This window comes from Alphaproteobacteria bacterium (assembly GCA_041396705.1).
Lineage (GTDB): Bacteria > Pseudomonadota > Alphaproteobacteria > CALKHQ01 > CALKHQ01 > CALKHQ01.
This window is the reverse complement of sequence record JAWKYB010000021.1, coordinates 63,859-86,096: the sequence shown is the minus strand read 5'-3', so window position 1 is coordinate 86,096 and position 22,238 is coordinate 63,859. Positions and strand designations below refer to the sequence as shown.

General features: G+C 70.4%; 19 protein-coding genes. 10 read left to right on the top strand and 9 right to left on the bottom strand.

Features of this window, described 5'->3' with window-relative positions:
- The 3 genes from R3F55_23705 to R3F55_23695 form a co-directional block, all read left to right on the top strand.
- The coding region (locus tag R3F55_23705) for a TRAP transporter substrate-binding protein (GenBank protein MEZ5670381.1) at positions 1 to 305 on the top strand (305 nt) is incomplete at its 5' end.
- A 121-nt stretch (positions 306 to 426) separates the two neighbouring features.
- Positions 427 to 1,005 (top strand): TRAP transporter small permease, encoded by a 579-nt coding sequence (locus R3F55_23700; protein MEZ5670380.1) that lies wholly within the window; start codon positions 427 to 429, stop codon positions 1,003 to 1,005.
- Between the two features lie 2 nt (positions 1,006 to 1,007).
- The gene (locus tag R3F55_23695; GenBank protein ID MEZ5670379.1) at positions 1,008 to 2,288 is read left to right on the top strand and encodes a TRAP transporter large permease; all 1,281 of its coding nucleotides are present in this window, start codon (positions 1,008 to 1,010) and stop codon (positions 2,286 to 2,288) included.
- Positions 2,289 to 2,301: 13 nt separating this feature from the next.
- Here the strand turns inward: R3F55_23695 and R3F55_23690 are convergent, their stop codons facing one another.
- From R3F55_23690 to R3F55_23680, 3 genes are read right to left on the bottom strand one after another with little or no spacing between them, the layout of a single operon-like run.
- Positions 2,302 to 2,643 carry a cupin domain-containing protein gene (locus tag R3F55_23690; GenBank protein ID MEZ5670378.1) on the bottom strand — a complete coding sequence of 114 codons (342 nt, stop codon included), beginning with the start codon at positions 2,641 to 2,643 and terminating at the stop codon, positions 2,302 to 2,304.
- A 36-nt stretch (positions 2,644 to 2,679) separates the two neighbouring features.
- Positions 2,680 to 4,116 carry an HlyD family type I secretion periplasmic adaptor subunit gene (locus tag R3F55_23685; protein MEZ5670377.1) on the bottom strand — a complete coding sequence of 479 codons (1,437 nt, stop codon included), beginning with the start codon at positions 4,114 to 4,116 and terminating at the stop codon, positions 2,680 to 2,682.
- Complete coding sequence (locus R3F55_23680) at positions 4,113 to 6,440, bottom strand: peptidase domain-containing ABC transporter (protein MEZ5670376.1); 2,328 nt, start codon at positions 6,438 to 6,440, stop codon at positions 4,113 to 4,115. The genes R3F55_23685 and R3F55_23680 overlap by 4 nt, the downstream gene beginning before the upstream one ends.
- Before the next feature lie 403 nt (positions 6,441 to 6,843).
- Between R3F55_23680 and R3F55_23675 the strand changes: the two genes are divergently transcribed.
- On the top strand, positions 6,844 to 8,007 hold the full coding sequence (locus R3F55_23675) for a hypothetical protein (protein MEZ5670375.1): 1,164 nt from the start codon (positions 6,844 to 6,846) through the stop codon (positions 8,005 to 8,007).
- Positions 8,008 to 8,282: 275 nt separating this feature from the next.
- Positions 8,283 to 11,006: an aconitate hydratase AcnA gene (gene acnA, locus R3F55_23670; protein ID MEZ5670374.1), complete on the top strand. Its 2,724-nt coding sequence runs from the start codon at positions 8,283 to 8,285 to the stop codon at positions 11,004 to 11,006.
- A 20-nt stretch (positions 11,007 to 11,026) separates the two neighbouring features.
- Here the strand turns inward: acnA and R3F55_23665 are convergent, their stop codons facing one another.
- Positions 11,027 to 11,665, bottom strand: coding sequence for an FMN-binding negative transcriptional regulator (locus tag R3F55_23665; GenBank protein MEZ5670373.1), 639 nt, complete (start codon positions 11,663 to 11,665; stop codon positions 11,027 to 11,029).
- A gap of 50 nt (positions 11,666 to 11,715) precedes the next feature.
- Here R3F55_23665 and R3F55_23660 point away from each other — a divergent pair, with 50 nt between their 5' ends.
- From R3F55_23660 to R3F55_23645, 4 genes are all read left to right on the top strand, one after another.
- Entirely contained in the window at positions 11,716 to 12,219 is a 504-nt protein-coding gene (locus R3F55_23660; protein MEZ5670372.1) for a TlpA disulfide reductase family protein, read from the top strand.
- A gap of 22 nt (positions 12,220 to 12,241) precedes the next feature.
- The gene (locus R3F55_23655) at positions 12,242 to 13,849 is read left to right on the top strand and encodes a cisplatin damage response ATP-dependent DNA ligase (protein ID MEZ5670371.1); all 1,608 of its coding nucleotides are present in this window, start codon (positions 12,242 to 12,244) and stop codon (positions 13,847 to 13,849) included.
- Between the two features lie 40 nt (positions 13,850 to 13,889).
- Positions 13,890 to 14,447 (top strand): hypothetical protein, encoded by a 558-nt coding sequence (locus tag R3F55_23650; protein ID MEZ5670370.1) that lies wholly within the window; start codon positions 13,890 to 13,892, stop codon positions 14,445 to 14,447.
- Positions 14,448 to 14,571: 124 nt separating this feature from the next.
- Positions 14,572 to 15,216: a pyridoxamine 5'-phosphate oxidase family protein gene (locus R3F55_23645; GenBank protein ID MEZ5670369.1), complete on the top strand. Its 645-nt coding sequence runs from the start codon at positions 14,572 to 14,574 to the stop codon at positions 15,214 to 15,216.
- A 29-nt stretch (positions 15,217 to 15,245) separates the two neighbouring features.
- Here R3F55_23645 and R3F55_23640 read toward each other — a convergent pair whose 3' ends face one another.
- The 4 genes from R3F55_23640 to R3F55_23625 all read right to left on the bottom strand — a co-directional run bounded on the left by R3F55_23640 (position 15,246) and on the right by R3F55_23625 (position 21,082).
- Positions 15,246 to 17,276, bottom strand: coding sequence for an elongation factor G (locus R3F55_23640; GenBank protein ID MEZ5670368.1), 2,031 nt, complete (start codon positions 17,274 to 17,276; stop codon positions 15,246 to 15,248).
- Between the two features lie 140 nt (positions 17,277 to 17,416).
- Positions 17,417 to 18,322 carry a phytanoyl-CoA dioxygenase family protein gene (locus R3F55_23635; GenBank protein ID MEZ5670367.1) on the bottom strand — a complete coding sequence of 302 codons (906 nt, stop codon included), beginning with the start codon at positions 18,320 to 18,322 and terminating at the stop codon, positions 17,417 to 17,419.
- Positions 18,323 to 18,340: 18 nt separating this feature from the next.
- The gene (locus tag R3F55_23630) at positions 18,341 to 19,267 is read right to left on the bottom strand and encodes a 2-dehydropantoate 2-reductase (protein MEZ5670366.1); all 927 of its coding nucleotides are present in this window, start codon (positions 19,265 to 19,267) and stop codon (positions 18,341 to 18,343) included.
- A gap of 75 nt (positions 19,268 to 19,342) precedes the next feature.
- Positions 19,343 to 21,082: an EAL domain-containing protein gene (locus R3F55_23625; GenBank protein ID MEZ5670365.1), complete on the bottom strand. Its 1,740-nt coding sequence runs from the start codon at positions 21,080 to 21,082 to the stop codon at positions 19,343 to 19,345.
- 125 nt (positions 21,083 to 21,207) lie between these two features.
- On the opposite strand from R3F55_23625, the gene R3F55_23620 reads away from it, so the two are divergent.
- A complete protein-coding gene (locus R3F55_23620; protein ID MEZ5670364.1) occupies positions 21,208 to 21,942 on the top strand; it encodes a pyrimidine 5'-nucleotidase in 735 nt (244 codons plus the stop codon).
- Positions 21,943 to 21,958: 16 nt separating this feature from the next.
- Here the strand turns inward: R3F55_23620 and R3F55_23615 are convergent, their stop codons facing one another.
- Positions 21,959 to 22,144, bottom strand: coding sequence for a hypothetical protein (locus tag R3F55_23615; GenBank protein MEZ5670363.1), 186 nt, complete (start codon positions 22,142 to 22,144; stop codon positions 21,959 to 21,961).
- Positions 22,145 to 22,238: the final 94 nt, after the last annotated feature.

The following is a 22,238-nucleotide window of genomic DNA, read 5'->3' as shown; positions in this document are numbered from 1 at the left end:
CGCTGTCCGAGCACCTGATCATTCCGGAATGCGTCTGCATCAACGCCGACCTGTGGAACGCGTTGCCGGCGGAAGACCAGGAGATCGTGCGTGCGGCGGCGCGCGAAAGCGCCGCGTTGCAGCGCGAGCTGTGGGCCGAGCGCGAGGAAGCCAGCCGTGTCGCGGTCGAGGCCGCCGGCGTGGTGGTGAACGAGATCGCGGACAAGGGGCCGTTCCAGGAGGCGATGGGCCCGGTCTACGAGCAGTTCTACCAGCAGTATCCGGACCTGCGCGACCTGGTCGAACGCATCCGCGCCGTCAAGTAGCCGGCTCTCCCCCGGAGGGGCGGCGCTTGGTGGCGTCGCCCTTTCTGCTGCCCCGGCCCCGGTCCGGCCGCAGGCTGTCACCGGCTCCTTCCCGCAACGCCGCACCCGAAAGCCTGCCGACGTGCCAGACCGTCGCCATCGAACCGATGCCATCGCGCGCCTGACCGACCCGTTGCTCGACCGCGCGGCGCAGGCCGCGACCCTGGTCTCAGGGGTCTCGCTGGTCGTGCTGATCGCGATCTTCGGCTGGCTGGTCTACGGCCGCTACGTGGTGAACGAGACGCCGACCTGGGTCGAGCAGGTCGCGATGCTGCTGATCGTGGTGATCGCCTTCCTGTCCGGCGCGGTCGGCGTGCGCGAGAACAGCCACCTGTCGGTGACCGCGCTGGTGACCGCCCTGCCGCCGCGCGGCCAGCGCGGGCTCCGCCTGCTGGCCGACCTGGTGATGACCGTGTTCGGCGGCATCCTGACGTTCCAGGCGGTCGGGCTGGCCGCGTTCGGCTGGACCACCTTGATCCCGCTGATCGACCTGCCCGAAGGCGTGCGGGCGCTGCCGATCGCGGTTGCCGGGGTGCTGATCTTCATCTTCGCCGGCGTGCGGGTGCTGCGGCGGCTGGCCGGCGTGCCCATCGGCGAGGACCGCGACGTCGACCCCGAGGTGGCCGACGCGCTCGCGTCGCCCGCCGAGCGGGACGCCTGAGCATGGGTCTTGCCCTGCTGCTGGGCAGCTTCGCCCTGTGCGTCGCCATCGGCGTGCCGGTCGCCTTCGCCCTCGGCGTCGCCGCGCTCGCCACCTTCGCCTACGAGGGGCTGCCGCTGCTGGTCGAGCTGCGCCGCATCGTCTCCGGCATTTCGGTGTTCTCGCTGCTGGCGATCCCGTTCTTCATCTTTGCCGGCGAGCTGATGCTGCACGGCGGCATCGCCAGCCGGCTGGTGCGACTGGCCTCGGCCGCGGTCGGCAGCGTCCGCGGCGGCCTGGGCCAGGTCAACGTGTTCTCCTCGATGCTGTTCGGCGGCATCTCCGGCTCGGCGGTGGCCGACGTCTCCGCGCTCGGCTCGATCCTGATCCCGGTGATGAAGGAGAAGGGCTACGACCCGGACTATGCGGTCAACGTCACGGTGACCTCGTCGATCGCCGGCATCCTGATTCCGCCCAGCCACAACATGATTCTGTTCGCGATCGCGGCGGGCGGCGGCATCTCGGTCTCGCAGCTGTTCCTGGCCGGCGTCGTCCCCGGCATCCTGATGTGCCTGTGCCTGGCCGTCGCGGCCTATCTGGTCGCCGTGCGCCGCGGCTATGCCGCCGAGCGCTTTCCGGGCGTGAATGCCCTGCTAATTGCCCTGGTCGTCGCCTTCCCGGGCCTTCTCACCGCGGTGATCATCGTCGGCGGCGTGCTGTCCGGCTATTTCACCGTCACCGAGTCCGGTGCCATCGGCGTGATCTGGGCGGTGCTGGTCACCATCCTCGCCTACCGGTCGCTGAGCTGGCAGGGTTTCCTGCTGTCGGTGCGGCGTGCGGTGCGGACGACGTCGATCGTGATGATCCTGGTCGGCTGCGCCAGCGCCTTCGCCTACATGCTCGCCTTCTACCGGGTGCCCGCCGAGCTGACCGCGCTGCTGACCGGGCTGTCCAGCGAGCCGATCGTGATTCTGCTGCTGCTCAACGCCGTGCTGCTGGTGCTGGGCATGATCATGGACATGGCGGCGCTGATCCTGATCTGCACGCCGATCTTCCTGCCCGTCGCCGTCGAGACCGGCATGCACCCGATCCAGTTCGGGATGCTGCTGATGATGAACCTTGGGCTCGGCCTGTGCACGCCGCCGGTCGGCGCCTGCCTGTTCGTCGGCTGCGCGGTCGGCGGCGTCAGGATCGAGAGCGTCTTGCGGACGATCTGGCCGTTCTACCTTGCGATCCTGGTGGCGCTGATGCTGATCACCTTCGTGCCGGCGATCTCGATGACCCTGCCGAACTGGCTCGGCTGAGCCGCCGGCCGGTTCAGCCTGCCGGCAGGAAGTCGGCCCGCTGCGGGGTGAAGGCATCGATCAGCCGGCCCGGCTCCAGCGCGACGACGCCGTGCAGGGTGTCGGGCGGCACCACGAAGCTGCAGCCGGCGCCGAGCTCGCGCACCTCGCCGTCGACGGTGACCCGGAAGCGCCCGGCGGCGACATAGCACGACTGCACATGCGGATGGGCGTGCGGCGTGCCGACCGCGCCGGCCTCGAACGCGACCTCGACCATCATCAGCTCGGGCCGGTGGGCAAGGATGCGCCGGCGCACGCCGGCATCGACCTGCTCCCAGCCGCTGCCCGGGTCGTCGACGAAGCGTCGCTCTTCCACCTTGGACTCTCCCGTCTCGTTGGTGCCGGCCGGCGCTCAGCGCTCGGTGAAGGCCTCGCTGGTGGTGCGCGTGATGCGCTCGGTCAGGAACTCCAGCACGGTGCGGCGCCCGATCTCCAGGTCGACGATGGTCTGCATGCCCGGCAGCACCGGATATTGGCCCGGCTGCTCGCCGAGATAGGTGCGCTCGGTGCGCACCCAGACCTTGAAGTAGGGCACGCCGGTATTCGGATCGACGGTCGCATCGGGGGCGATCTCGGTCACCACCCCGGCCAGCGAGCCATAGCGGGCGAAGTCGTAGGTCACCACCTTCACGTCGGCCGGCATGCCGACCTCGATAAAGCCGATGTCGGCGTTGCCGACGCTGGCCTCCACGATCAGCGTGTCGCCGACCGGCACGATATTCAGCAGCGGCTCGTTCGGCGCGATCGACTGGCCGATGTTGGTGACGGCGAGGTTCTGGACGATACCGCGCTCCGGCGCGGTGATGGTCAGGCGCGCCTGCTCGGTCTGGCTCACCGCCAGCTGCGCCGCCAGCGTCTCGGCCCGTGAGCGGGTCTCGGCCAGTTCGGCCAGGATCTCGGAACGGCGCGCCTCGTCGATCGCCGTGCGCTCCGCCTGCGCCTGGTTCAGCGCCGCCTCGGCCGACGCGCGCCGGGCCTCGGCGGAGGCGACGTCCGCGGTCAGCTCCTCGACCTCGCGCTTCAGGCTCAGCCAGCGCAGCTCGGGGAAATAGTCCTGCTCGACCAGGGCGCGGACCGAGCGCTCCTGCTCGGAAACGATCGCCAGGCTGGCCTGCAGCTTGGCGATCTCGCTCTCCAGCTGGGTGATCGCCTCGCGCCGTTGGGCGACGACCTGGTCGGCGCGGTTGCGCTCGGTGATCAGCGCGTCGCGGCGGGCGTCGAACAGGGCGTACTGGTTGGCCGCGGCGTCGGGCGCCTCGTCCAGCACGGAGTCGGGGAAAACCAGCTCGTCGGCGCCGTCGGCCTCCGCCTGCAGCCGGCTCAGCGCGGCCAGCGCGGTCAGCCACTGGCCGCGGATGCCGGTGATCTCGCCCTCGACGAACTCCGGATCCAGGCGGAACAGCACCTGGCCGGCATCGACCAGATCGCCCTCGTCGACCAGCACCTCGGTGATGGTGCCGCCGAACGGGTGGTTGACGATCTTGACCCGGCCGTCGGGCCGCACCTGGCCGTTGGCGCTCGCGTATTGCTCGACCTCGGTCAGCGCCGCCCAGGCGACGATGGCGGCGAACATCACCGCGATGGTCAGCAGCAGCCAGCGGGCATAGGGCGAGTGGCGGCGGTGGGCGACCGCCTCCACATCCGGCAGGAACTCGACATAGCGCGGCGGCGTCGCCGGGCGCTTGGCCGGCACGCCGGCGGCCGCGGCCGGCGGGCCGGCTCGGTTGGCGACGGCGCGGCCGCGGGGCGACCCGTCGCCGCCGGGCGCGGCGGAAGCGGCCTCGCTCATGATGCCGCGCTCACCGGCGGCGGCACGGCGCGCCGCGGGTCCGGCGGGGCGCCGTCGGGCTGGCCGTCGCCGCCAGGCTCGGTCTCGGTCTCGGCGGTCCGCTGCGGCGCCATGCGCTCGCGGGCATAGGCGACCACCTCCTTCGGCGGGCCGACCTTGTCGACCTGGCCGTTGATCAGCAGCACCGCCTTGTCGGCGATCGACAGCGGCGCCATGCGGTGGGTGATCAGGATGATGGTGCGCCCGCGCGCCTGGCGGCGCAGGTTGACCAGCAGCGCTTCCTCCGCCGCCGGATCGAGCGCGCTGGTCGCCTCGTCGAGGATCAGGATGCGCGGGTTGCGGATCAGCGCACGAGCGACGCACAGAAGCTGGCGCTGGCCGGCGGAGATGCCGACGCCGCGCTCGCCGATCGGCGTGTCGTAGCCGCGCGGCAGCCGCTGGATGAAGTCGTGGGCGCCGACGAACTTGGCGGCCGCGACCGCGCGTTCCGGCGCGTCCAGCGGCTGGCCCATCATGATGTTCTCGCGCACCGTGCCGGCGAACAGCTGGGTCTCCTGCGGCACGACGCCGAGCTGGGCGCGCAGCGAGGCGCGCGAGATGTGGTGGATGTCGGTGCCGTCGATCAGCACCCGGCCGCTGTCCGGCGGGTACAGGCCCTGCAGGATCTTGGCCAGCGTCGACTTGCCCGAGCCCGAAGGGCCGATGATCGCCACCACCTCGCCGCTGGCGAACTCGACGGTCACGTTGCGCAGCACCGGCGGCTGGTTGCGGTCGAAGCTGTAGGTGACGGCGTCGACCTTGATGTCGCCGCGCAACGGCGGCTGCGGCGCGACGTCGCCGGGCTCCTCCTCCGGCTTCGCCTCCATGATTTCCGACAGCCGGTTGAACGCGGCCTTGACCTCCTGCACCTGGTACCAGGCGCTGACCACCTGGCGCATCGGCGCGATCGCGCGGGTGACCAGGATCGACGCCGCGATCAGCGCGCCGATGGTCAGCTCGCGCTCGATCACCAGCCGGGCGCCGATGAAGATCACCGCCAGCCCGATCACCTGCTGCAGCGTGGTGGTCAGCGAGGTCAGCCAGTTCGACAGATTGTGCGCCTTGAAGCCGTGCCAGGCGGTGGCGGCCAGCCGCCCCTCCCAGCGCCGCTCCACGTCGGATTCCAGGCCCAGCGACTTGATGGTGACGGCGTTGTTGACGGTCTCGTTCAGCGCCGACGACTTGGCGGCCAGCGCGGCGAAGCTGTGCTCGATCAGCGCCTTCTGTTTCTTGTGAAACATCAGCGACAGCAGCACGAACAGCGGGATCGCGCCCAGCGCCAGCGCGGCGAAGATCGGGCTGATGAAAAACAGCGCGATCAGGAAGATCGACACGAACGCCAGGTCGACCACGGTCATCGGCATCTGGCCGGTGAAGAAGTTGCGGATGGTGTCGAGCTGACGCAGCCGCTCGGAGATCTGACCGCTGGCCGCGCCCTCGAAATAGCTGAACGGCTGGTGCAGCAGCCGGTGCACCACCTCGCCGCCGATCAGCGCGTCGAGCCGGGCGCCGGTATGGCTGGAGACATAGCCGCGCACCACCCGCAGGATGAATTCGAAGCCGTAGATCGTGATCATGCCGATGCTGAGCACGGTCAGCGTGTCAAGCGCGGCCTGGCCGATGACCTTGTTGTACACCGTCATCGTGAACAGCGGCGCGATCAGCGCGAACAGGTTGATCACCAGCGAGGCCAGCGCCAGCTCCCACAGCACGCCGCGCAGACGGCTGGAAATCAGGCCGCGCCAGCCGGCCGACGGGTGATGCCGCCGGCCGCGGTCGCCGACGCCGCTGTCCGGCTTGACCAGGAACGCCTCCGCCACCTCGTCGGCCAGCGCGCCCGGGCGGACCAGCGAGCGCTCGTTGGTGAACGGGTCGAGCAGCACCAGGTCGTCCTGGTCGCGCTCGATCACCAGCCGGGCGAGGCGGCCCTTGCGCGGGATGGTGACGAACGGCGTCGGCAGGTGCGCCAGCTTGCCGGCGTCCACCTTCTGGCGGCCGACCTTGTAGCCAAGCCGCTGGGCGGCCCGTTCGAACGACGGCAGGCTCATGCCGCCGGCCGGCACCGGGGTCGCAGCGCGCAGGTCGGCTTCGGTCACCGGGCGGCCGTAGTAGTGCGTGACCTTGATCAGGCAATGCAGCAGGGCGTCGCCCGGCGGCGCCTCCGCGGGCCGCGCCTGCGCCCGCGCCCCGGCGTCGGCCTGTGCGCCGCCGTCGGCCCGCGCATCGGCGTCGGACGGTCGCGCCGCGGTCGCGGACGAATCGTTGGTGCTTGCCTCGCTCGTCACCGCAGGATTGCCCAGCCCATGTCCAGCCCGCCCCTTTCCTGCGCTGTGTTGGCCATCGAGATCAAGAGCCGAGACATGTGCCGGGACATGCCGCCACCGCGCTGCGCCGCGGGCGCCACCGGTTTGCGTCGTCGTGCGGCGGCCGGCGGTTCACCTGATTCGAAATTTTTTGTAATCTGATATTTACTTGGTTAACTATTTTGGTTCTGCTTTGACTTCGCTGGCCGGCTGCGATCAGCATTGCAACGATTCAAAGAGCCGGATAGGGTTTGGTTAACGCGCAGGCGGTGAAGTCGCTACGATTTTCTTTGATTTCGTATTGATAACCCCGTATATAGCCTGTAGGTATCCTGAACGCGGCGCGCGTCCGGCGCGCATGTAACAGCAAGAGGCACAACACACGATGCTGCGCAAGCTACTGTTGGGTGGGGCCGCTGCAAGCCTGCTCGTCGCTGCGACCGGCGCGGTCGCGGAGACGGGGCCGGACGGCGCCGAAAGCCCGATCTACGTGCCGGATCCGTCCGCCCTGGGCCTGCCGCCCGGCGCGGTGCCGAGCGAGGCGCTGCCCGCGTCGGTGCTGGCCGACCCCGTGTTGCCCGGCCTGCCGGATGCGGCCGACCTGCCGCCGGTGCCGGTCGACGTGATCGAGGCGCTGATCCTGAACACGCCCGGCGCGGCGACCGTGCTGGACAACTATGTGCGCACCGGCGCCGGCGACGCGGCCGCGACCGGCGCCACCGCGGCGGACCGTGCCGTGGCGGTGATCTACGAGCTGCGCTCCTATTCGGAAGTGGTGCCGCCCGCCCAGCTGCTGGCCGCCGCCGACACGGTGATGGACGTCGCCGGCCGTCTGGTCTGTCCGGCCCAGATCGTCTGCATCGAGGTTCGCAGCGACTACCAGCTGCCGCCCGGTGCCGTCGGCTATGATTTCGGCGGGCCCGGCACGCCGCTGGTTCCCGGGTTCGAGCGCGTGAGCATGAACGACCCGCGGATCATGGGCCGCGACATGCACGAGGTGCAGCGTCCCGGCGGCCACCCGCTGATGCACGACGGTATTTCCGGTGTGCAGGAGATGCACCTGGATGTTCCGCCGGGCGAGTACCGGGTCATTTTCGTGACCGACTCCAACGGCACCCGCAATCTCGAGCGTGCGCCGTTCGGCGAGGTGATCTACGCCAACGGCTACGACTACAACGTGCCGCCGTCGGAACCGTCGCTGTGGCCGTTCATCGCCTGGTTCGGCGATCGCAACACCGCGATCTCGCACACCGGCGGCGCGCTGCAGATCCGGGTCGATGCGCCTGACGGCAACCTCGACATCGTCATGGGCTTCCACGCGAATGACGACTGGCAGTCCTACCTGACCGCGCTGGTGGTCGAGGACGTGAATGCCCCGACCGATCTCGGCGCGACCGAGGAGGCGAACACCCAGCTGCTGCCGCCGGAACAGTGTTTGTTCCTGGACGTGCTGGTCGCCGACTTGCTGCAGGGCGTGACCCCCGCGGCGGGCACGCCGACCGACTGCGACGGCCCCAGCCCGAACAACCCGGACTGCCTGGTTCGCTGAATCGCGGCCGAGCCGGCCCGACCGAGAACGCCCTTCCCCGCGGAAGGGCGTTTTCTTTTGGCGGCGCCGCAAGCTGTGACCCGATGGCAGGTGAATCCGGCGCGCGTTGCCACTATAAGAGGCCGTCTGATTCAGATGGCGCGCGTCCGGCGCGCCGGACGGGCCGTTCCGCGCGACGTTCAGCAAGCTGAAAGCCGTGCGGGCGCAGGGTCCTGCCGGCGGCCGGTCGTCCCACCGCGCAGCACGGGAGACATCCTTTGATCGGTCATGATTCTTTGCGGACGCGGCGCACGCTGACGGTCGCCGGCAAGCGCTACGACTATTTCAGCCTGCCGGAGTCCGCCGGCGCGATCGGCGCCGACATCGCACGCCTTCCGTTCTCGATGAAGGTGTTGCTGGAGAACCTGCTGCGCTTCGAGGACGGCCGCACGGTCACCCCCGACGACGTCAAGGCCGTCGGCGCCTGGCTGCAGGACCGCCGCTCCGACCGCGAGATCGCCTATCGCCCGGCCCGGGTGCTGATGCAGGACTTCACCGGCGTGCCGGCGGTGGTCGACCTGGCCGCGATGCGGCAGGCGGTGGACGAGGCGGGCGCCGATCCCCGGGTCATCAACCCGCTGGCGCCGGTCGACCTGGTCATCGACCACTCGGTGATGGTGGATGCGTTCGGCGGGCCGGACGCGTTCGGAAAGAATGTCGCGCTGGAGTACGAGCGCAACGGCGAGCGCTATGCCTTCCTGCGCTGGGGCCAGACCGCCTTCTCCAACTTCCGCGTCGTGCCGCCCGGCACCGGCATCTGCCACCAGGTCAACCTGGAATGCCTGGCGCAGACGGTGTGGACCGGCGACGAGGGCGGCGTGACCATCGCCTATCCCGACACGCTGGTCGGCACCGACAGCCACACCACCATGGTCAACGGCCTGGCGGTGCTGGGCTGGGGCGTCGGCGGCATCGAGGCCGAGGCGGCGATGCTGGGCCAGCCGATCTCGATGCTGATCCCGGAGGTGGTCGGCGTGCGCCTGAACGGACGGCTGAAGGAGGGTGCGACCGCCACCGACCTGGTGCTGACGGTGACCGAGGCGCTGCGCAAACTGGGCGTGGTCAACAAGTTCGTCGAGTATTTCGGTCCCGGCCTGGACGGTCTCGGCCTCGCCGACCGGGCGACGCTGGCCAACATGGCGCCGGAATACGGCGCCACCTGCGGCATCTTCCCGATCGATGCGGAGACGATCCGCTACCTACGCTTCACCGGCCGCGCCGACGACCGCGTCGCCTTGGTCGAGGCCTATGCCAAGGCCCAGGGCATGTGGCGCGAGCCCGGCGATCCGGAGCCGGTGTTCACCACCGTGCTGGACATCGACCTCGCCGCGGTCGAGCCGTCGCTGGCCGGCCCGAAGCGGCCGCAGGACCGGGTGCTGCTGTCGTCGATGGTCGCCTCGGCCGACGCCGCGATCCTGGAGTCGCATGCCGGCGCCGGCGGCGGCGCCAAGTCGGACATGGTGGAGGAGGGCGGGCCGTTGGCCGGCACCCGCCACAAGAGCCACGCGGTCGCCGGCGCCGACTACATGCTCAGCGACGGCGACGTGGTGATCGCCGCGATCACCAGCTGCACCAACACCTCGAACCCGTCGGTGCTGGTCGCGGCCGGCCTGCTGGCGAAGAACGCGGTCGAGCGTGGGCTGAAGCGCAAGCCCTGGGTGAAGACCTCGCTGGCGCCGGGCAGCCAGGTGGTCACCGACTACCTGCAGGCGGCCGGCCTGCAGGAATATCTCGACCAGCTCGGCTTCGACCTGGTCGGCTATGGCTGCACCACCTGCATCGGCAATTCCGGGCCGCTGCCGGAGCCGATCCATCAGGCGATCGAGGCCGGCGACCTGTCGGTCGGCGCGGTGCTCTCGGGCAACCGCAATTTCGAGGGCCGCGTGCACCCGCTGACCAAGCTGAACTACTTGGCGTCGCCGCCGCTGGTGGTGGCCTATGCGCTGGCCGGGTCGCTGAAGGTCGACCTGAGCAAGGATCCGATCGGCGAGGACCTCGACGCCAAGCCGGTCTACCTGCGCGACATCTGGCCGTCGAACAAGGAAATCCGCGATACCATCGACCGGGTGCTGACGCCGGCGATGTTCCGCAACCGCTATGCCGACGTCTTCGAGGGCGACGCCCATTGGCAGGGCATCAAGACCTCCGGCGGGCTGACCTACGAGTGGGACGACGGCTCGACCTACGTCCGCTATCCGCCGTTCTTCGCCGACATCGCCAGCGGCCCGGCGCCGGTGGGCGACATCGTCGGCGCGCGTCCGCTGGCGCTGCTGGCCGACAGCGTGACCACCGATCACATATCGCCGGCCGGCTCGATCAAGAAGGACAGCCCGGCCGGCGAATATCTGATCGGCCACCAGGTCCGTCCGGCCGATTTCAACTCCTACGGGTCGCGCCGCGGCAATCACGAAGTGATGATGCGCGGCACCTTCGCGAACATCCGCATCCGCAACGAGATGGCGCCGGGCACGGTCGGCGGAGTCACCCGCCACATGCCCAGCGGCGACGCCATGTCGATCTACGACGCGGCGATGCGCTATGCCGACGAGGGCGTGCCGCTGGTGGTGGTGGCCGGCAAGGAGTACGGCACCGGCTCGTCGCGCGACTGGGCGGCCAAGGGCACCATGCTGCTGGGCGTCAAGGCGGTGATCGTGGAGAGCTTCGAGCGCATCCACCGCTCCAACCTGGTCGGCATGGGCGTGCTGCCGCTGCAGTTCAAGGACGGCGTCTCGCGCAGCTCGCTCGGCCTCGATGGCAGCGAGACCTTCGATCTGACCGGGCTGGCCGCCGGCATCGCGCCGCGGATGAACGTCGCCTGCACCGTTCGCTACGCCGACGGCCGCAGCCAGACCGTCGACCTGCTGTGCCGGATCGATACGCTGGACGAGGTCGAGTACTACAAGGCCGGCGGCATCCTGCACTATGTGCTGCGCCGGCTGATCGCCGGCGAGGCCGCCTAGGCCGGCGCGGCGGCGGCCGGTCAATCGCCGTCGCGCGCCACCATCGCCGCGGCGACGGCCCGGTCCGCCGGGTCGTCGCTCGCCTCCAGCGCCGCGATGACGCCGCGGCGGTCGTCCGGCGCGCGGTTCTGGCTCAGCTTCCAGTTGCCGTCCAGCCGCTCGATCCGCAGCTCCAGCCCGACGATGCCCTTCAGCATGCCGGCGACGAAGTCGGCCGGCGCGTCGTCGACCGACCACGGCGCGGCGAAGCGCCGCTCGCGGGCAGCGGTCAGCCGTTCGACGATGTCGCGCAGACGGGCCGGGTCGTCGATGCGGGCCAGCGTGCCGTGGGCGTGAACCGCGACGTAGTTCCAGGTCGGCACTACCCGGCCGTGCGCCCGCTTCGACGGGTACCACGACGGCGACACATAGGCCTGCGGGCCCTGGAAGACGGCCAGGGCGTGCAGGCTGTCGCGCCCATCGGCCAGCATCGGGTTGGCGCGGGCCAGATGCCCGATCAGGCTGCCCAGTGGCGCCGGTTCGGGCGACAGCAGCATCGGCAGGTGCGAGGCCTCGATGCCGCCGTCGCCGGCGGCAACCAGCGTCGCGAAGGGGTGGCGCGCGATCAGGTCGTGCAATATCTCGACCCGTTCCTCGCGGAACAGCGGCGGCTGGTGCATCGGCGGACGGTCCTTTGGCGTGGCGGCGGACCGGTGTAGTATCGCCGATCATGACTCACAGTCGACGGCATTTCCTGGCGACCGGCGCGGCCGGGCTGGCTGCGGCGGCGCTGCCGCTGTCGGCCGCGCGCGCGGTCAACTGGGCGACGGTGCCCTTCATGGCGGGCGACGGCCGCGAGGTCAGCCTGGCCGACTTCATCGGCAGGCCGATCGTGCTCAACTTCTGGGCGACGTGGTGCGTGCCGTGCCGCAGCGAGATGCCGAGCCTCGATGCCCTGCAGGCCAGCGTGGGCGAGGCGGCCTTCGTGGTGCCGGTCTCGGTCGACCAGGGCGGCATGGCGATCATCGAGCAGTTCTATGCCCAGTACGAGCTGAGCCACCTCGGCCGTTACCACGACCACCAGGGCGCGCTGGCCGAGGCCTTCGGCGTCACCGCCTATCCGACCAGCTACCTGATCAACAGCCGCGGCGTCGTCGCCGGGACCTATGCCCGCCCGTACGACTGGAACTCGACGGTCGCGAAGATGGCCGTGATGGCGCTGGCCCGGGGCTGACCGGCGCGCCCCGCGCCACCCGATGCGCGCCTTCGCCCGCCTGCTCGACTCGCTCAGCTTCATGCCGTCGCGCAACGGCAAGCTGCGGCTGCTGTCGTCCTACCTGGCGGCGATCGACGATGCGGACGACCGGCTCGACCGCGGCTGGGCGATGGCGGCGCTGACCGGCGACCTCAGGCTGTCCGCGGCCAAGCCGGCGATGATCCGCGCCCTCGTCGCCGAGCGGACCGACCCGGTCCTGTTCGGCTGGTCCTACGACTATGTCGGCGACTTGGCCGAGACGGTGGCGCTGATCTGGCCGTCGGCCGCGACCGCCCAGGCGCCGCCACGCCTGGCCGCGGTGATCGCGGCGCTCGAAACGACGCCGAAGGCACGGCTGCCGGCGCTGGTCGCCGGCTGGCTCGACGCCATGGATGCGACCGGGCGCTGGGCGCTGCTGAAGCTGATCACCGGCGGGCTCAGGGTCGGCGTCTCCGCCCGGCTGGCCAAGACCGCGCTGGCCGCCGCCCACGACCGGCCGGTGGAGGCGATCGAGGAGCTGTGGCACGCGCACAGGCCGCCCTACGCGCCGGTCTTCGCCTGGCTGGCCGGCGAGCGGCCGCAACCGGACGTCTCGGCGACGGCGGCGTTCCGCCCGATGATGCTGGCCAACCCGCTCGACGAGGCCGCCGACCTGGCGAGGCTGGATCCGGCCGACTACTGGGCGGAGTGGAAGTGGGACGGCATCCGGGTGCAGCTCGTCCGCCGCGGCGGCGAGACCCGGCTGTATTCGCGCACCGGCGACGACATCGCCGCCGCCTTTCCCGACGTGGTGGCCGCCCTGGAGGAGGACGCGGTGCTCGACGGCGAGCTGCTGGTCGGCACGCCGGCGGCCGGCGGCTGGGCGGTCGGCTCGTTCAACGCCCTGCAGCAGCGGCTGAACCGCAAGCAGGTCGGCCCGAAGCTGCTGCGCGAGGCGCCGGCCTTCGTGCGGCTCTACGACATGCTGGCCGACGGTGCCAGCGACCTGCGCGGCGCGCCGCTGGCGCAGCGCCGCGGCCGGCTGGAGGCATGGCACGGCCGCGCCATCCGCCCGCGCTTCGACCTGTCGCCGCTGATCCCGTTCGCCAGCTGGGACGAGCTTGCCGCCATCCGCGCCGGCGCCCGCGACAACGGCATCGAGGGGCTGATGCTGAAGCGGCACGACGCGCCCTATGTCGCCGGCCGGCCGAAGGGACCCTGGTTCAAGTGGAAACGCGACGCGCTGACGGCCGACACGGTGCTGATGTATGCGCAGCGCGGCCACGGCAAGCGCTCGTCCTTCTATTCCGACTACACCTTCGGCTGCTGGCGCACCGGCGAAGACGGCGCGCCGGAACTGGTGCCGGTCGGCAAGGCCTATTTCGGCTTCACCGACGACGAGCTGCGGCTGCTCGACAAATGGGTGCGCGACCACACCACCGCCCGCTTCGGGCCGGTGCGCGAGGTCGCGCCGGGCCTGGTGCTGGAGGTGGCGTTCGACAGCGTCCACGCCTCGCCGCGCCACAAGTCCGGCCTGGCCATGCGCTTCCCGCGCGTCCATCGCATCCGCTGGGACAAGCCGGCCGCCGAGGCGGACTGGGTCGACGCCTTGCTCGCCCTGCGGACATGACCCTATTCTGACCCGACCTGGCTGCTGATGGGGGGATGCGATGTTCGACCCCGACCGTTTCATCGAGTCGTGCAAGGCGGCCGTTGGCGACGGCCAGGCCGCGGTCCGCGAGGTCCTGGCCGAGGCCCTGTCCGATCCCGCTGCCGTCGCCCGGTCGCTGGGCGAGCCGAAGAACGCAGGCATCGTGCCGCTGTGTCGGGCCGACGACCTGACCATCATCAACTTCGCCTGGGCGCCCTACATGTCGCTGATGCCGCATAACCACCACATGTTCGCGCTGATCGGCATCTATCATGGCCGCGAGGACAACGTGTTCTGGCGCCGCACCGCCGGCGGGATCGAGGCGGCGGGCGCGGATTCCCTGGGCACGGGCGACATCGCGACGCTGGGCCACAATATCATCCACTCGGTGACCAACCCGATCGGCAAGATGACCACCGCGCTGCACGTCTATGGCGGCGACTTCTTCGCGCCGCCGGTCCCGCGCAGCGAATGGGACCACGAGACGCTGGTCGAGCGGCCGTGGGACATCGATCACGCGCGCGCGGTGTTCCGCGACGCCGAGGCGCGGTTCCGGGCGGTTCCGGCCGCCATATAGCGCCTTCGCCCGCGCGGGCCCGCGGCGCGCCGGCCGGACCGCGCGCGATGGCCGGTGCGTTCGTGCCGGTTGCCTGCCGTCGTCGCATCTGGCTCAATCCGGGCCGGAGCGGAAGGAGAACGGCATGGGCTACGAGCAGCTGGAACGGCGCTTCCAGGAGGTGGTGACAACGCACGAGGCGTTGCGTGCGGGATCGAAACCGGTCAGCGACGCGGCGGCGAACAAGGTGATCGACCACCTCGACGTGCACTGCGCGAAGTTCATCGGCGCTGCGCCGTTCGTCGTCATCGGCACGCGCGGCCGCAACGGCTGGGTCGACGTGTCGCCGAAGGGCGACCCGGCCGGCTTCGTCCGGCTGCTGGACCCGCACACGCTGGCGATCCCCGACCGGCTCGGCAACAACCGTCACGACACCCTGCACAACCTGATCGACGATCCGCAGATCGGGCTGATCTTCCTGGTGCCGCAGCGCACGGAGACGCTGCGGGTCAGCGGCCGGGCGCGGATCGTGCGCGACGAGGCGCTGTGCCAGTCGATGGCGATGAACGGCAAGGCGCCGAAGCTGGCCATCGTGGTCGCGGTCGAGCGTGTGCTCTACCACTGCGGCAAGTGCATGATCCGCTCCAGCCTGTGGCAGCAGCCGCAATGGCCGGCGGTCGACCACCTGTCCAGCCTGGCCGAGGCGGTGCGCGACCACGCCAAGCTGGCGCCGCCGGTGCCGGAGATCGAGCGCTACATCGACCAGGAGTACCGCAGCGAACTCTACTGAGGCGGGGCGCCGCAGGCGCCCCGCCCGGCCTACTGCGCCGCGATCGCCGTGCGCTCGTCGACCACCTGGTCGGCCAGCCGACCGGTCAGTTCGGCCATGTGATCGAAGCTGAAGCGGAAGGTGCCGGAACCCTGGGTCACCGACCGGAGCTCGATGATCAGGTCGCGCAGTTCGGCCTGCGGCATCATGCACTCGACCGTGTCCCAGCCAGCCCAGCCCTGCTTGGCGTCGAAGCCCAGGATCTGGCCGCGCTTGCCGGTGATCAGGTTGTTGATCTTGCTGGTGTGGTCCGACGGCACGTCGATCGAGACCTTGTAGATCGGCTCCAGCAGCACCGGGCTGGCGTTCGGCATCGCCTCGCGCATCGCCAGCTGGCCGGCGGCGCGGAAGGCCTGGTCGGAGCTGTCGACCGTGTGGAACTGGCCGTCGTAGAGCCGCACCGCGATGTCGACCACCGGGAAGCCGAGCGGCCCGCGCGAGAGATACTCCTTCACCCCGTGTTCGACCGACGGGATGAACTGGCGCGGGATGGCGCCGCCGGTGATCTCGTCGAGGAACTGGAAGCCTTCGCCGCGCGCCACCGGCTTGACCTCGATGTGCACGTCGCCGAACTGGCCGTGGCCGCCGCTCTGCTTCTTGTGCCGGGCATGCTGCTGCACCGCCTTGCGGATGGTCTCCTGATAGGCGACCTGCGGCCGCGAGCGGGAGACGGCGACATTGAAGCGGTGGGCGAGGCGGTCGGCGGCGACCGCCAGATGCACGTCGCCCTGGCCCCACAGCACCATCTCGTGGGTCCCGGCATTGTGCTCGACCTGCAGCGCCGGGTCCTCCTCGATCAGCTTGTGGATCGCGCCGCTGAGCTTGACCTCGTCGCCGCGGTTCTCGGTGACGATGGCGCTGGCGAACACCGGCGGGATCGCCGCCGGCCACTCGACGCCGGCCGCCTTGCCCGACGGGCTCAGCGCCGCGCCGGTCTGCACCTTGTCCATGCGGCCGATCGCGACGACTGCGCCCTCGGGCGCCTCGCCGATCTTGTCGTGCTTGCCGCCGAACAGGCTGAACAGGCCGCTGGCCCGCTCGTCGCCCAGCGTGGTGCCGTCCTTCAGCGCGCCGCGCCAGATGCGGGCATAGGACAGCTTGCCGGTGTGGCCGGCGTAGATGGTCTTGAACACCTGGGCCAGCAGCTCGCCGCCGTCCTCGATGCCGTAGCGGGCGCGGGTGTGCTCGACCCCCGGCGTCTCGTGGCGCAGCGCCTTCAGCAGCCGGCGCACCCCGCCGTCGTGCTCCGCCGAGCCGAGGAACACCGGAACCAGCCGGTCCTCGCGCAGGTTGGCGGCCAGGTTCTTGTAGACCGCCGACTTGTCCGGCTCGATATCCTCCAGCAACTGCTCGAGCAGGCTGTCGTCGAAGTCGGCGACCGTCTCCAGCAGCTCCTGCCGCGCCTCGTGCTCGCGGTCCTGCACCGCCGGCGGCAGCTCGATCAGCGCCGACGCCTCGCCGTGGCGGTACTGGTAGGCCCGCTCGCTGACCAGGTCGACATAGCCGGTGACCTTGTCGCTCTCGCGGATCGGCACCTGGCGCAGGACCAGCGGCTGCTTCGAGACCGCCTGCAGCGCCTCCATCATGTCGCGCACGCGCACGTTGGCGCTGTCCATCTTGTTGATGAACAGCATGTGCGGGATGTCATACTCGTCGAGATAGTGGAACAGTGGGGCGAGAGCGGAGACGCGCTCGATCGCCGGCTCGCAGACCACCACCGCCACGTCCGCCACCAGCAGCGCGTTGCGCGTTTCCTGGGTGAACTCGAACGATCCCGGGCAGTCGATGAACGACCAGCGGTCGTCCAGGAACCTGGCGTCGGCGACGCTGACCTCGGTCGACATCGAGCGGGCCCGCGCCTCGGCGCTGGAGTCGCCCACCGTATTGCCGTCGGCCGTCTTGCCCTTGCGCTGGATCGCGCCGCAGGCATGCAGCATCGCCTCGAGCAGTGTCGTCTTGCCGGACAGATAGGGACCGACCAGGGCCGCGCATCTCGGCGCGGCAGAGCCCTCTCTTGTCATCGCCGCCTCCCTCTCGTTGGGGGTTGTCGAGGCGGTCGCGCGGTGCGCCGGGTCTGTGCCGGCGCCGTGGATCGCACGCCGTTCCTCCCATGGCGACGATGGTTCCATGACAGCGGACGGCAGGGCAAGAGGAAAGCGGCTCAGCCGCCGGCCGGTTGCATGCCCTCGGCGCCCAGCCAGTGCGGGATCCGGTTCCACGGGTGCGGCGCGACGCCGCTGATCGGCGGCAGCTGCACCGGCGCGATCCGGCGCCGCGCGGCCTCCGGCCAGTCGTCGATGGTCATCGGTTCCGGGCCGGCCGGGTCGGTGTCGCCGGTGCGGCGCTCATAGACCTGGCGGATGGTCATGCGCATCGCCGCCGGCAGCGTGCCGTGGTTCGGATGGAACCACAGCGTCAGCAGGCTGCGTTCCGCGTCGCTGTCGTTGGGATGGGTCGCGTGCAACAGACGCGCGTCGCCGAACACGACGTCGCCGGCGGCGACCGGCACGGGAACGGCGTCGTCGCGCGGCTGGTAGAGCGGATCGCCGGGATCTTCGACCCGCGACAGCCGCTCGTCGTGCGCCTGCAGGGCGGCATGCAGCGGGTGGCGCCGGCGGTGGCTGCCGGGAATCACCCGCAGGCAGCCATTCGCGGGCGACGTGTCGGTCAGATAGATCATGACGAAGACCTGGGCGATGGCGGCGGTGTAGGAGATCGGATCGTCCCAGCCCCACCAGTCCTGATGCCAGAACAAAGCCGGGCTGTGCGGCGGCTTGCTGATCAGGTAGCCGCCGCTGTAGCGCGTGTCGGCGAAGCCGAAGCCGGCGAAGGCGGCAAGCAGCGCCGGTGCGCCGATCACCTCGGCGAATTCGGGGTGCTCGGCCAGCTGGACCAGGCTGCCCTGCGAGCGGTTGCGCGCGCGGTGGGCGTCGTCGATGGTCGGCACGATGCGGGCGGCATGCGCACGCAGCGCCGCAATCAGGTCGGCCGGCAGCAGCCCGCGGGCGACGCAGAATCCGTCGTTGCGCAAGGCCAGCCCGAGGGCGGCGAAGTCTTTGTCAGCCATGGCGGCGGCTCCTCCGTTTCAGACCATGGAACCGGTCTTCGCCGCCTCGCGGCGTACATCCGCCACCAGCGCCTCATGGGTCGGGGTGGCGATACCGTGCGCCTGGCCCAGCCGGACGATGGCGCCTGACAGCCAGTCGAGCTCGATGCGGCCGCCGCGCTCCAGGTCCTGCAGCATCGACGATTTCATCTGGTACGGCATCGCGGCGACGCCGGCCATGGTGGTCTCGAACAGGTCGGCCGGCAGGCGCGGGCACACGGCGCGCCCCACCGCGATGGCCTCCCGCAGTGCGGCCTCGAAGCGCGGACGGTCGCGGTCCAGCACCCCGCCGATCGGCATGCGCATGGCGGTGGTGGCGCCGCTGTGGCAGGCCAGCATGACGAACTTGCGCCAGATATCGACCTCGATATCGGGCGACAGCTCGGCCTGCACCTCCGGCAGGTCGGCGGCGTGGAACAGCGCGGCGATGCGCGGGTCCGGCCGCCGGTCGAGCGGGCCGACGATGAAGCGCGTCATCGGGTTGTTCTGGCGCACAACGCCCGGCTCGGCGATCTCGGCCGGGATCCAGACGGTGCCGCCGCCGGTACGCGCGGCCCCGTAGCGGGCCAGCACCGCCGGTTCGCCGTCGACCCCGTTCTGCATCGAGATCACCACGGTATCGGGCCCGACCATCGGCGCCGCCGCCTCGATCGCCTCGGCCAGCGACCACAGCTTGGTGCAGATCAGCACCGCGTCGCAATGGCCGATGGCGGCAGCGTCGTCGCTGGCGTTCGGATGCGGGACGTGCGCGTCGCCGAGCGGGCTGAGGATGCGCAGCCCGGCGCTGCGCATCGCCGCCAGGTGCGCGCCGCGGGCGAGGAACCACACGGTGGCGCGTCCGGCCGCGGCGATCCTGCCGCCGTAGTATCCGCCGACGCCGCCCGCGCCGATGATGCCGATCTTCATGAGCCCGCCGCTTGCCGCTGCCGATGCGGGCGAGCATAGACGGCCGCCGCGCCGACGGCCACCGGGCCGGTGGCGTCAGGAGGCCAGACGGCTGTTCTTGCGATCCTCGAAGCAGGTCGGCCGCGGCGCCTCATAGGCACTGACGTCGGCCGCCGGCCGGCCGAGGAAGAATCCCTGCGCCAGCGGCACGCCCGCATCGCGCACCACGCGCATCATCTGCTCGGATTCCACCATCTCCGCCACCGTGGCGATGCCCAGCTCCTCGCACATGCCGACGATGGCGCCGAGGAACGCCTTGCCCTTGTGGCTGGTCGCCGCCTCGTGCACCAGGGCGCCGTCGAGCTTGACGATGTCGACGTCGAACGCGCGCAGATACTGGAACGTGGCCGCCCCGGCGCCGAAGTCGTCCAGGCAGATGCGGTGGCCGAGCTCGCGCAGCCGCCCGAGCACGGCCGACACCTTGGTCACCGCCTCGATCCGGGCGGTCTCGGTCACCTCGAACAGCACCTGCTCGCGCACGTCGCCGGCTTCGTCGAGCAGGACCAGCAGGCGCTCGACGAAGGCGCGCGAGCTCAGCGAGCGTCCGGAGAGGTTGACCGCGATGTGATAGCGCATGCCCAGCTTGTTGCTGGTGCGCAGCCAGTCGATCACCTTGCCCGTCATCTTGAGGTCGAACTCGGTGATCAGGCCCAGATCCTCGGCGAAGCGGATGTCGGTGCCGGGCGAAGCCTCGCTGTCGTGCGAGAACCGCGCCAGTGCCTCGAAATGGTGCGGGCGGCCGGTCGCGATGTCGACGATGGGCTGGAAGGCCGGCGAGAACGCGCCCTCGGCGACCGTGGTCCGGAACCGCGCGATCCGGCCGACCGTGGCGCGGGCGACCGTGCCGAGCGAGCGGGCCATGTCGTCGATGTTCAGGTCCTCGTCGTCGGCGTCGAAGGCGTTGATGGCGTGGACCAGCACCCGGGCGATGTCGCGCCGCGACAGGGCGGACGGATCCAGGCCGATCGCCTCCGGCGAGAAATCGGCGTCGGCGATGTCGAGGCCTACGCCGTCGGGATCGATCGAGCGGGAGAATTCGCGCAGCTGCCGGCAGACCGGCGCGATGCTCGCCTCGCCGCTGCGCAGCAGGCCGAAATGATCGGAATCGAACTGGCCGGCGCTGTCGCCGTCCAGCGAACTGGCGCGCAGATAGGCGCCGATCGTCACCATCAGCGCCTTGCGGCTTTCCTCGTCCAGCTTGCGACGCAGCGTTTCCAGGTTGCCGACCTGGACCAGCGTCACCTTCAGGTCCGCATCGCTGTCGCGCGACAGCCGGCGCGCGACGGAATCGGCGAAGCCGTTGGTGTCGAGCAATCCGGTCTCGGGGTTGCGCTGCCGCGGCGGGCCGAGCTGGGCCGTGTCGAGCCGCAGCGCGAGATAGTAGCGGCCGCCCAGCCCGGGCAGGTTGGGCAGGTAATAGCCGGTCGTCTGCAGCGGCGGGGTCGGCCCGTTCTGACCGCCGAGCCGGATCGAGACCGGGCTCATGCGGTTCTGCTCCCGGGCGCTGGACAGCACCGCATTGACCAGCCCGGCATATTCCCGGCTGGCGATCTCGACCAGCCGCCGGCCGGCCAGCGCATCGGGCGCCTGGTGCAAAAGGGCCTTCACCGCGCCGGTGGCGAATACGATCGTCTGCGCGTCGTCCAGCTCCAGCAGGATGTCGGCGACGCAGAAGGAAAAGGCCGCAAACCGGTCGCGCTCGCGCCGCAGCGGCGCCAGCTCCGGGCTGGCGCCGTCGCGCGCCTGCGGAATCACGGCTGGTGAGGTCGCGCTCAAGGTAATGGGTGTTACCTGTTGGCTGAACTGCGAAATGACTATCGCCACAACATACTAACGAATGATCAACGCCCGGTTTGCGCCCGTTAACGCCGAGTATCGCGTTCGCTTCGCCGATGACCTATATGTGGCGCATGCCAAACGACACGCCGCCGACCCCGCTGCCGTTCCCGCGCTTTACGGCGATCGACACCTGGATCTTCGATCTCGACAACACGCTCTATCCCGCGACGACCGACCTGTTCACCCAGGTGCGCGACCGGATGACCCACTACATCGGGGCGCGGTTCGGGCTGGCGTTCGACGAGGCCCGCGCATTGCAGCGGCGTTACTATCTCGAGCACGGCACGACGCTGCGCGGCCTGATGAGCAACGACGGAGTCGACCCGGCGGAGTTTCTGGGCTTCGTCCACGACATCGACCTCGACGGGCTTGCGCCGGCGACCGGACTGCGGGCCGCCCTGGCGCGCCTGCCCGGGCGTCGGCTGATCTATACCAACGCCAGCACCATGCACGCGAAGCGGGTGGCGGAGCGGCTGGGCATCTTCGACCTGTTCGACGCGGTGTTCGACATCGTCGCCGCCGATTTCGAACCGAAGCCGGATCAGGCGGCGTTCGACCGGATGGTCGCCGCCCACGGGGTCGATCCGCGCCGCGCGGCCTTTTTCGAGGATATCGGCCGCAACCTGCAGCCGGCCGCCGCGCGCGGCATGGCGACGGTGCTGGTCCGCGGCAACGACGAGCCGGGTCTCGACGACGGCGATCGCGCGCACATCCATTTCGAGGTCGACGACCTGGCCGAGTGGCTGCACGCGCTGGTCGATGGGATGGGCGGCGGGGCGAGGGCGCTGCCGGCCTGAGGCACGCCGGTCGGGTTCAGTCGGCGAGCAGCCAGATCGCGGCGGCCACCGCGGCCAGTGCGCCCCAGGCGATGAAGACCGCCGCCGCGGCCAGCCAGCCGGCCCGCTGGCGTGCGGGCTGCGCGGGCGGGCCCTGCGTTGCGGCGGTGCGGTCGCTCCATCGGTTTGCCGGCGCCGCGAAGATGTTGGGGGCATCGTGCATGATGCCAGATGAGCCGACGTCGATTGCCAAATCATTAAGGCGCGGCGCCAGCGGCTTGCCGATTTCCCGATTGCGCCCCGACGTTCCGATGCGC